We start from the raw sequence: 457 nt of genomic DNA, 5'->3' as shown, positions 1-457 counted from the left end.
GTGGCTCTCGGCGGTGCCGTCGACCCACGTCAGCTTGCCGTCGATCAGCTTCGGCTCCTGCGTGTAGTGCGACAGGCCCTTGCCGGCGACCGTCGTCACGTCTTCGTGCAGCAGACCGCCTTCGAGCAGGTTGCGCACCAGGAACGCGACGCCGCCGGCCGCGTGGAAATGGTTTACGTCGGCCTTGCCGTTCGGATAGATCTTCGCGAGCAGCGGCACGACCGCCGACAGCTCGTCGAAATCGTTCCAGTCGATCAGGATGCCGGCCGCGCGCGCGATCGCGACGAGGTCCGCGCAGACGCTGGCCGTCAACTGATTGAAAGCGGCGTCCCACGAGCCCCAGTCGTGTTGCATCGCGTGGCGTGTCGTGGCAGACGTGGTGAGCGGGCCGGGCGTGAGCAGAATCGGATCGGACATGGTGGGTTCTCGGCAAGGATCGGACGAAATGCCTGGATGG

Annotated in this window: 1 pseudogene; it reads right to left on the bottom strand. The window is 66.1% G+C overall.

The features are described 5' to 3' along the window. Positions 1 to 288 (bottom strand): annotated as a pseudogene (locus SB816_RS29865) (dihydroxy-acid dehydratase); the annotation flags it as partial. Positions 289 to 457: the final 169 nt, after the last annotated feature.

The organism is Achromobacter sp. SIMBA_011 (genome assembly GCF_046535435.1).
Lineage (GTDB): Bacteria > Pseudomonadota > Gammaproteobacteria > Burkholderiales > Burkholderiaceae_B > Achromobacter > Achromobacter dolens.
Note: the sequence above shows the minus strand (reverse complement) of the source record. Positions and strands in the feature narration are given on the sequence as shown.